The sequence below is a fragment of the Halomonas campaniensis genome (assembly GCF_014193375.1).
In the GTDB taxonomy this organism is placed as follows: Bacteria; Pseudomonadota; Gammaproteobacteria; order Pseudomonadales; family Halomonadaceae; genus Halomonas; species Halomonas campaniensis.
Map to the genome: position 1 here is coordinate 87,394 of NZ_JACHZF010000018.1, position 9,090 is coordinate 96,483.

Consider the following 9,090-nt stretch of genomic DNA (forward strand, 5'->3'; position numbering starts at 1 on the left):
CTAGCCCCGACGATGGCATTCACCGGGGTACCGACTGGCGCGCGATGATGTTCTTCATGATCTGGGCGGTGCCGTCACCGATCTGCAGCCCCAGCACGTCGCGCATGCGCTGCGAGAAGGGCAGGTCCTCGCCCCAGCCGGTATGGCCGTGGGCCAGCATGCACTGCTTGATCACGTCGAAGGCGAGCTTGGGGCCCCACCACTTGTTCATGGCCGCCTCGGCGGTGTGGGGCAGGTCGTTGTCCTTCAGCCACAGGGCGTAGTAGCACTGCAGGCGGGCGGCCTGGACGTAGGTCTGGTACTCGGCCAGCGGGTGGGTCAGCCCCTGGAAGGCCGCCAGCGGCTGGCCGAAGGCCTCGCGCTCGGTGAGCCACTGCCAGGTCTCGTCCAGCGACTGCTGGGCCACCGCCAGGCACTGCAGGCCGATCAGCGCGCGGCTGTAGTCGAAGCCCTGCATCACCTGCTTGAAGCCCTGACCTTCGTCGCCAAGCATGTGATCGGCGGGCACGGCCACATTGTCGAAGAAAATCGAGCCGCGGCCAATGGCGCGCTGGCCGGAATCCTCGAAACGGCTTGTGGTGATGCCGGGGAGGTCCATGGGCACCAGGAAGGCGCTGATGCCGCTGGCGCGCTGCTCCTGGGTGCCGGTGCGGGCGAAGACCACCGCCACATCGGCCTGGTCGGCCATGGAGATGGAGGTCTTCTCGCCGTTGAGCACGAAGTGGTCGCCGTCGCGGGTCGCCTTCAGCTTCAGGTTGGCGGCGTCACTGCCACCGTGGGGCTCGGTCAGGGCGATGCAGCAGATCTTCCTGCCGGAGGTGATGCCGGAGAGCCACTCCCGGGCCAGCTCGGGGCGGGCATGGTGGGCGATGATCTGGCCGTTCAGCGAGGCCAGCAGCGGCAGGTAGCCGACGTTGAAGTCGCCGCGGGCGATCTCCTCGATGATCACGCCGCTGGTCACGCAGTCCAGGCCGCTGCCGCCGTACTCCTCGGGCAGCTCGCCGCCCAGGCAGCCCATCTCGCCGAGCATCTCGACGATCTCGCGCTCGATGAGCGCCTCTTCCTCGCGCTTGCGATAGCGGGGGGCCAGCATGTCGGCGGACAGCTTGGCCACGCTCTCGCGAATGGCGTCCTGTTGTTCGGTAAAGGCAAAGTTCATGGCCGTATCCATCCTCTCTGGGGAGGCCGCCGACCCGCTGGGCCGGCGGCGACTTGTCGTCAGTGCCAGTGGTCAGCGGCTTGGGGCATCAGGCGTTGTAGTGCTTGCGAGCTAGAATTTTCGAAAATCCGGCTTGCGCTTTTCCTTGAAGGCCGCGACCCCTTCCTTCGACTCCTCGGTGTCGTAGTAGAGGCTCAGCGCCTGCATGCCCAGGCCGCCGATGCCGGCGATGTTCTCGCTGTCGGCATTGAAGGAGCGCTTGGCGATGGAGAGGGCGGTGGGGCTCTTCTCGAGGATCTCGTCGCACCACTTGCGCACCTCCTCGTCGAGCTGCTCGGGCGGCACCACGGCGTTGACCAGGCCCCACTCCAGCGCCTGCTGGGCGCTGTACTTGCGGCACAGGTACCAGATCTCGCGGGCGCGCTTCTCGCCGATAACGCGGGAGAGGTAGGCGGTGCCGAAGCCCGGGTCCACGGAGCCCACCTTGGGGCCCACCTGGCCGAAGATGGCGGTCTCGGAGGCGATGGAGAGGTCGCACACCACGTGCAGCACATGGCCGCCGCCGATGGCGAAGCCATTGACCCGGGCGATGACCGGCTTGGGCACCTGGCGGATCAGGGCCTGCAGTTCTTCCACCGGCAGGCCTATGATGCCGCGGCCGTCGTACTGGCCTTCGTGAGCGCCCTGGTCGCCGCCGGTACAGAACGCCTTGTCGCCGGCGCCGGTCAGCACGATCACGCCGATGGACTTGTCCCAGCCGGCGCGGTTGAAGGCGTCGAGCAGCTCCATGCAGGTCTGGCCGCGGAAGGCGTTGTAGCGGTCGGCGCGGTTGATGGTGATGGTGGCCACCCCATCGGTGATGTCGTAGAGGATATCTTCGTAGTTTGTCGTTGAGAGGGTCATCGCGGAGCTCCTGGCATTCGATGCGGATAAAGGACGTGGATGGCGCTTAGCCGGCCATGGTCAGGCCGCCGGACACGCTGATCACCTGGCCGGTAATGAAGCTGGCCTCGTCGCTGGCGAGCAGGGTGATGATGCCGGGGTAGTCCTCGGGCTGGCCGATGCGGCGCATGGGCACGGCATTGCGGAACGCCTCGAGGAGCTTCTCCGGATCCCGGGCGGTATCGGCCACGTCCTTGAGCAGGGCGGTGTCGGTGGGGCCGGGGCAGACCACGTTGAGGGTGACGTTCTTGCTGGCCAGTTCGCGGGCCAGGGTCTTGCTCAGGCCCAGCAGGCCGGCCTTGCAGGCGGCGTAGACGGCCTCGCCGGAGGAGCCGACCCGAGCCGCGTCGGAGGCGATGTTGATCACCCGGCCGCCGCCGGCCTCGACCATCTTCGGCAGCACCACGTGGTGCATGTTGAGCGCACCGGTCAGGTTGACGGCGATCAGCGACTCCCACATGGCCGGCTCGGTCTTGAGGAACGGCATGAAGCGGTCGAAGCCGGCGTTGTTGACCAGCACGGTGGGGGTGCCGAGATCCTGCTCGATGCTCGCCACGGTGCTGACGATGGCGGCGTAGTCGGTGATGTCGGCGGCATAGGCCTGGGCCGTGCCGCCGGCCTCAGTGATCAGCTCGACGGTGGCCTGGGCGGCGGCCTCATCGCGGTCGAGCACCGCCACCCTGGCGCCATGATCGGCGAAGCGCTTGCAAACGGCCTGGCCGATGCCGCCGCCGCCGCCGGTCACGATCACGGTTCTGTTCTCAAGTCCTTTCATGTCATCTCTCCGCTCGGGTAGTGGGGAATAGGGATGGCTGCTTCAGGCGCCTTGGAGGGGCCTCTCGCGAAGCTTGAATTTCTGGATCTTGCCGGAGGGGGTGCGCGGCAGTTCGTCGAGCACCTCCAGGAATTCCGGCTGGTATTGGCGGGTTACCTTGCGCTCGGTCAGGAAGGTGCAGACCTCCTCGAGGGTCAGCGATTCCTCGCCCTCCTTGAGGGTCACGTAAGCGCACAGCCGCTCGCCGAGGCGCTCGTCGGGCTTGCCCACCAGGGCCAGGGTCTGGATCTTCGGGTGCTGGTAGAGGGTGTTCTCGATATCGACGATGGGGATGTTCTCGCCGCCGCGGATCACCACGTCCTTGGAGCGCCCGGTGATGCGCACATAGCCCTGCTCGTCGAGGCGCGCCAAGTCGCCGGTGGGGAACCAGCCCTCGTCATCCACCCCGTAGAGCTCCGGCTGCTTGAAGTAGCCGACGAAGAGGCTGGAGCCGCGCATGTAGAGGGGGCCCTCCTGGCCGGCGGGCAGGGGGTTGCCCTCCATGTCGGTGACCTTGAGTTCGATATAGGGCAGCGGCACGCCGTCGGTGTGCACGGCACGCTCGGGGTCGTCCTCGGGCAGGGTGGTGGTCACCGCGCCGTTCTCTGTCATGCCCCAGGCGGAGAGGATGCGGGTCGGCAGGTTCTTCGCGGCCTTTTCCACCAGGGGGCTGGGGATCGGCGCGCCGGCGCAAAGGAAGAGCGTCAGCGACTGCAGGTCCGGGCCGTGCTCGATGGCCTGTTCGGCGATATCGGCAAGGAAAGGGGTCGAGCCGAGCATCAGGCTGGGCCGTTCGGCACAGATGATGGCCACGGCCTCTTCCGGCAGCCAGGTGTCCTGCAGCACGGCGGTGCTCTTGAGGTAGACGGGCAGCATCAGGCCGTAGAGGAAGCCCAGCTGGTGGGCCAGCGGGGAGGGCATGAAGACGGTGTCCGTCTCGCCCAGGGCCAGGCGCTCGGCGAAGGGGCGGATATGGCTGAACAGGGTGTTGGAGGTGTGCATCACCCCCTTGGGCTTCCCGGTGGTGCCGGAGGTGTAGAGGATCTGCACCACGTCGTCTCCCGACGGGCGACGCTCCCGGAACAGGGCGGCGGTATCGGTCTCGGTTTCCCAGGCGCGTTCCAGCAGCACCCGCTCGAAGCTGTCCTCCCCCTCGCTGCCGATCACCAGCACATGCGCCAGCTTGGGCAGCGAGCGCTTGAGTTCATGGGCCATGGCGCCGTGGTCGAACTTGCGGAAGGTCTGGGGGACCACCAGCACCTTGCTCTCGGCCATGCCGAGCATGAACGACAGCTCATGCTCGCGGAAGATCGGCATCAGCGGATTGAGCACGGCACCGATGCGCACGCAGGCGAGATGCAGCGCGGTCATCTGCCACCAGTTGGGCAGCTGGCAGGAGACGATATCGCCCTTCCTGACGCCGAGGCCGGCCAGCCCCGCGGCGATGCGGGTGACCCTGTCGTTCAGCTCGCGGTAGCTCAGTTCGACGCGGCTGCCGTCTGCCATGCGGTAGGTGATGATGGCGGCCTTCTCCCCGGCGGAGGCCACCGCCTCGTCCAGATAGTCTGTAATGATCTTGTCATTCCAGGCACCTAGCTCGACCATGGATTTTCTGCGCTCGGGCGTCAGATTCGTATGGATTGGCATGCAAGCTCCTGAAAGTGAGTTGTTTTTGGTCATATTCTCGTTTGATAAAAAGGCGCCGCCATCGCCGGCCGCCTTGGAGAAAGCTAGGCCAGGATAAAAACTATGTCAATACATTGTCTTTTATTTTGAGGCTGGCTAGACTCGGATGCAGGTCGGGCCGGGTCCGGACCGAGCGATGCGACAACACGCTGTCATGAATCGCGCCGGGGAGCCCTTCCGGCCACGGCACTCTGGAGGCATCCATGTACGAGAATCTGCGGGTCGAGCGCACGGGCGCCATCGGTGTGATCACCCTCCACCGGCCCGACGCCCACAACGCCCTGAACGGGGCGCTGATGCGCGAGCTGGGCTGCGCGCTGCGCGCCTTCGAGCAGGACGACGCCATCGGCGCCATGGTCATCACCGGCGGGGAGCGGGTCTTCGCCGCCGGGGCCGACATCAAGGAGATCCAGTCGCTGACCTTCTCCGAGGCCTATCTCTCGGACCTCATCACCAGTGACTGGGAAGAGGTGACCCGCTGCCGCAAGCCGGTGATCGCCGCGGTGGCCGGGATGGCTCTGGGCGGCGGCTGCGAGCTGGCCATGATGTGCGACCTGATCATCGCCGCCGACACGGCCCGCTTCGGCCAGCCCGAGATCAAGGTGGGCACCCTGCCCGGCGCCGGCGGCACCCAGCGGCTGACCCGCGCCATCGGCAAGGCCAAGGCCATGGACCTGTGCCTGACCGGTCGCCTGATGGCGGCCGACGAGGCCGAGCGCAGCGGCCTGGTGAGCCGGGTGGTGCCGGCGGAACGGCTGCTGGACGAGGCGATGACCGCGGCGGCCCAGATCGCCTCGATGTCCGCGGTGGCGGTGCGTCTCAACAAGGAGGCCGTCGAGCGGGCCCAGGAGACCACCCTGGCCGAAGGGGTGCGCTTCGAGCGCCGGCTGCTGCACGCCAGTTTCGCCACCGAGGACCAGAAGGAGGGCATGCAGGCCTTCATCGAGAAACGCCCGCCGGTCTGGCGGCATCGCTGAGCCCCCTGGCTCGGCCGACAACAACCACCGGGAGAGAAAGCGCCATGTGCAACCCCGTCACCCTGACCCGACATGAGAGCTGCGGCCTGATCACGCTCTTCAGCCCGCCGGTGAATGCCCTGAGCCAGGCCGTCCGGTCGGGGCTCGTGGCGGCCCTGGACGACGCCCTGGAGGACCCCCGGTTGGAGTGGATCCTGCTGCAGTCCGGCGGTCGCTGCTTCTCCGCCGGCGCCGATATCAAGGAGTTCGGCAAGCCGCCCCAGTTCCCGGTGCTGCCCGAGGTGATCCATGCCATCGAGAGCTCGTCCAAGCCCGTGGTGGCCTGGCTCCACGGCGTCTCCCTGGGGGGCGGACTGGAGTTGGCGATGGCTTGCCACTACCGCCTCGCCGCGCCCGATGCGCGCTTCGGCCTGCCGGAGGTCAAGCTGGGGCTGATTCCCGGTGCCGGCGGCACCCAGCGTCTGCCGCGCCTCATCGGGCTGGAGGCGGCCCTCGAGATGATCCTCTCCGGGGAGCCCATCGGCACCCGACAGGCCCGCGAGCTGGGGCTGGTGGATGGCGTGGCCGACGAGGGCCATACCCCTGAGGCGGCGCGCCTGGTCATGGCGGCGGAGCTGGTCGGCCAGGGCGTGCGCCCCACGCGTAAGCGTGAGCTCCTCGCGACCCACGAGGCGCCGCTCGAGTGGCTGGCCGCCCAGCGCGAGGCGCTGGCGCTGCCCGCTTCGGGCGACCTGGCCCCCCTCAAGGCCGTCGAGGCCCTGGAGGCGGCCATGACCCACCCCTTCGACAAGGCGCTCGCCCGCGAGCGCGAGCTCTTCCTGGAGTGCCTGGCCTCGCCCCAGCGCCAGGCCAAGGTCGAGGCCTTCCTGGCTCGCGGCCGCCACAGCCGCTCGCTCAATGCCGACGGCGGCGGAGACAACACAAGAGGGACCACCGCATGAATATCCATTTCAGCGAACAGGAGCTGGCCTTCCGCGATGAGGTCAGGGCCTTCCTGGCGGACGAACTGCCTGCCGATATCGCCGCCAAGGTGCGGCTCGGCAAGAAGCTCTCCAAGCAGGATCACCAGCGCTGGCAGGCGATCCTCCATCGCCGCGGCTGGTACGCCGCCAACTGGCCGTTGGAGTACGGCGGCACCGGCTGGAGCGTGGTGGAGAAGCACCTCTTCGAGGAGGAGTGTGCGGCGGCGGGTGCGCCGCGGCTGATCTCCTTCGGCGTCAACATGGTGGCGCCGGTGATCATCAAATTCGGCACCCCCGAGCAGAAGGCCCACTACCTGCCGCGCATCCTCGACGGCAGCGACTGGTGGTGCCAGGGCTACTCGGAGCCGGGCGCCGGCTCCGACCTGGCCGCGGTGAAGACCCGGGCGGTGCGGGAGGGCGACCACTACATCGTCAACGGCCAGAAGACCTGGACCACCCTGGGCCAGCACGCCAACTGGATCTTCTGCCTGGTGCGCACCGACCCGGAGGCCAAGCCTCAGGCGGGCATCTCCTTCCTGCTGATCGACATGGAGAGCCCCGGGATCTCGGTGCGGCCGATCATCACCCTGGACGGCGCCCATGAGGTCAACGAGGTGTTCTTCGACAACGTCCGGGTACCGGTGGCGAACCGGGTGGGCGAGGAGAACGACGGCTGGACCTGCGCCAAGTACCTGCTGACCCACGAGCGCACCGGCCAGGCCGGCATCGGCATCTCCAAGGCGGCTCTGGCCCACCTCAAGGAGATCGCCCGCCACGAGGTGATCGAGGGCCGTCCGGCGCTGGAGGATCCCCTGCTGCGGCAGCGCCTCGCCGAGGTGGAGATGCGCCTGATGGCGGTGGAGATGAGCACCCTGCGCATCCTTGCCCGGGCCCAGGCCGGCGGTGTGCCAGGCGCGGAGAGCTCGATCCTCAAGATCACCGGTTCCGAGATTCGCCAGGCGATCAGTGACCTCGCCCGCCGGGTGCTGGGCCCCCATGCCCTGCCGTTCCTGGCCGAAGAGCTGCAGCTCGAGCACGACGGCGAGCCGCTGCACGCCGACTACAGCGTGGCGCCGGCTGCCCAGTACCTGAACCTGCGCAAGCTGTCGATCTACGGCGGCTCCAACGAGATCCAGAAGAACATCCTGGCGAAGGCCCAACTGGGCTTATAGGAGGCCACCATGGACTTTTCATTCAGTGACGAGCAGCAGATGCTGCAGGACATGCTGTCCCGGCTGGTCAGGGAGCACTACGGTTTTGAACAGCGCGACCAGGTGCGGCGCAGCGCGCCGGGCTTCAGCGAGGCCTTCCAGGCCCAACTGGCCGAACTCGGCGTGCTGGCGGTGCCCATCGACGAGGCTCATGGCGGCATGGGCGGCAGCGGGGTCGAGAACCTGGTGGTGATGCAGGAGCTCGGCCGCGGCCTCTGCCTGGAACCCTACCTGGAGTCGCAGATCCTCGGCGGCGGCCTGGTGCAGGCGCTGGGCAGCGAGTCACAGCGCGAGGCGCTGCTGCCTGCCCTGGCGGCAGGCGAGCTCCTGCTCGCGGTGGCCAGCGAGGAGCCGCGCACCCACTATCGCCCCGAGTGGACCGAGACCCGGGCCGAGCGTGCCGGCGACGGCTGGCGGCTGACTGGCCGCAAGTCGGTGGTGATCGGCGGCCAGGCCGCCCACCGCATCCTGGTGGTGGCGCGCACGGCGGGGGAGCCCGGCGAGTGCGACGGTCTCTCGCTGTTCCTGGTCGACCCGGCTGCAGAGGGCGTGCAGCGCCGTGCCTATCCCACCATGGCAGGTCCCTGGGCCTGCGACCTCACCCTGGAGGGTGTGATGCTGGCCGATGACGCCCTGCTGGGCGCAGCCGGTGGCGCCTTCGAGGCCCTGGGCCATCAGCTGGGGCACGCCATGGCGGCCCAGTGCGCCGAGGCTTTGGGCAGCATGCAGCAGGCCTGCGAGCTGACCCTGGACTACCTCAAGACCCGCCAGCAGTTCGGCAAGCCCATCGGCCGCTTCCAGGTGCTCCAGCACCGCATGGTGGACATGACCACTGAGCTCGAGCTGGCCACCTCCATGACCATCCTCGCCGCCTGCGTGGCCGACGAGCCGGCAAGCCAGGAGCGCAGCCGCCAGCTGATCGCCGCCCAGCACGTGGTCAAGCGCGCGGCCCAGTTCATCGCCGAGCAGGCGATCCAGCTTCACGGCGGTATCGGCATGACCTGGGAGTACAGCCTCGCCCACCATGCCCGCCACCTGGTGATGCTCGGCCACCGCTTCGGCGATGACGACCGCCACCTCAAGGCCTACGCCGACCTTCTCGAGGCCAGCTGACGTCGGTCAGCGCCCCCACAACACGCACAGGAACCTTCGACATGTCCCAGATGCCCGCCTTCCACTGGCAAGACCCGCTGCTCCTCGACCAGCAGCTCACCGAAGAGGAGCGCATGGTGCAGCAGAGCGCGGCCCAGTTCGCCGCCGACAAGCTCGCCCCCCGCGTGCTGGAGGCCTTCCGCCACGAGCAGACCGACCCGGCCATCTTCCGCGAGATGGGCGAGAC

Annotated in this window: 9 protein-coding genes; 5 read left to right on the forward strand and 4 right to left on the reverse strand. The window is 68.0% G+C overall.

From position 1 onward, the window contains the following. Positions 1–19: 19 nt before the first annotated feature. The 4 genes from aliB to BDK63_RS13070 all read right to left on the reverse strand — a co-directional run bounded on the left by aliB (position 20) and on the right by BDK63_RS13070 (position 4,562). Positions 20–1,159, reverse strand: coding sequence for a cyclohexanecarboxyl-CoA dehydrogenase (gene aliB / locus BDK63_RS13055; protein WP_183332662.1), 1,140 nt, complete (start codon positions 1,157–1,159; stop codon positions 20–22). 111 nt (positions 1,160–1,270) lie between these two features. Further along, positions 1,271–2,062 (reverse strand): enoyl-CoA hydratase-related protein, encoded by a 792-nt coding sequence (locus BDK63_RS13060; protein ID WP_183332664.1) that lies wholly within the window; start codon positions 2,060–2,062, stop codon positions 1,271–1,273. A 46-nt stretch (positions 2,063–2,108) separates the two neighbouring features. After that, a complete protein-coding gene (locus BDK63_RS13065; protein ID WP_183332666.1) occupies positions 2,109–2,876 on the reverse strand; it encodes an SDR family NAD(P)-dependent oxidoreductase in 768 nt (255 codons plus the stop codon). Positions 2,877–2,918: 42 nt separating this feature from the next. Then, positions 2,919–4,562 (reverse strand): AMP-binding protein, encoded by a 1,644-nt coding sequence (locus tag BDK63_RS13070; protein WP_183332668.1) that lies wholly within the window; start codon positions 4,560–4,562, stop codon positions 2,919–2,921. Between the two features lie 242 nt (positions 4,563–4,804). Here BDK63_RS13070 and BDK63_RS13075 point away from each other — a divergent pair, with 242 nt between their 5' ends. The 5 genes from BDK63_RS13075 to BDK63_RS13095 form a co-directional block, all read left to right on the forward strand. After that, positions 4,805–5,578: an enoyl-CoA hydratase gene (locus BDK63_RS13075; RefSeq protein WP_183332670.1), complete on the forward strand. Its 774-nt coding sequence runs from the start codon at positions 4,805–4,807 to the stop codon at positions 5,576–5,578. 44 nt (positions 5,579–5,622) lie between these two features. Continuing rightward, positions 5,623–6,519, forward strand: a complete 897-nt coding sequence (locus BDK63_RS13080; protein ID WP_183332672.1) for an enoyl-CoA hydratase/isomerase family protein — start codon at positions 5,623–5,625, stop codon at positions 6,517–6,519. Then, positions 6,516–7,712: an acyl-CoA dehydrogenase family protein gene (locus BDK63_RS13085; protein WP_183332674.1), complete on the forward strand. Its 1,197-nt coding sequence runs from the start codon at positions 6,516–6,518 to the stop codon at positions 7,710–7,712. The genes BDK63_RS13080 and BDK63_RS13085 overlap by 4 nt, the downstream gene beginning before the upstream one ends. A gap of 9 nt (positions 7,713–7,721) precedes the next feature. Then, positions 7,722–8,864 (forward strand): acyl-CoA dehydrogenase family protein, encoded by a 1,143-nt coding sequence (locus BDK63_RS13090; protein WP_183332676.1) that lies wholly within the window; start codon positions 7,722–7,724, stop codon positions 8,862–8,864. 41 nt (positions 8,865–8,905) lie between these two features. Further along, positions 8,906–9,090 (forward strand): acyl-CoA dehydrogenase family protein (locus BDK63_RS13095; RefSeq protein WP_183332678.1); only part of this gene is annotated, 185 nt, incomplete at its 3' end.

Excerpts from the sequence above, each read along its gene's own strand:
- aliB (WP_183332662.1), bottom strand. The coding sequence starts at position 1,159 with ATGAACTTTGCCTTTACCGAACAACAGGACGCCATTCGCGAGAGCGTG.
- BDK63_RS13060 (WP_183332664.1), bottom strand. The coding sequence starts at position 2,062 with ATGACCCTCTCAACGACAAACTACGAAGATATCCTCTACGACATCACC.
- BDK63_RS13065 (WP_183332666.1), bottom strand. The coding sequence starts at position 2,876 with ATGAAAGGACTTGAGAACAGAACCGTGATCGTGACCGGCGGCGGCGGC.
- BDK63_RS13070 (WP_183332668.1), bottom strand. The coding sequence starts at position 4,562 with ATGCCAATCCATACGAATCTGACGCCCGAGCGCAGAAAATCCATGGTC.
- BDK63_RS13075 (WP_183332670.1), top strand. The coding sequence starts at position 4,805 with ATGTACGAGAATCTGCGGGTCGAGCGCACGGGCGCCATCGGTGTGATC.
- BDK63_RS13080 (WP_183332672.1), top strand. The coding sequence starts at position 5,623 with ATGTGCAACCCCGTCACCCTGACCCGACATGAGAGCTGCGGCCTGATC.
- BDK63_RS13085 (WP_183332674.1), top strand. The coding sequence starts at position 6,516 with ATGAATATCCATTTCAGCGAACAGGAGCTGGCCTTCCGCGATGAGGTC.
- BDK63_RS13090 (WP_183332676.1), top strand. The coding sequence starts at position 7,722 with ATGGACTTTTCATTCAGTGACGAGCAGCAGATGCTGCAGGACATGCTG.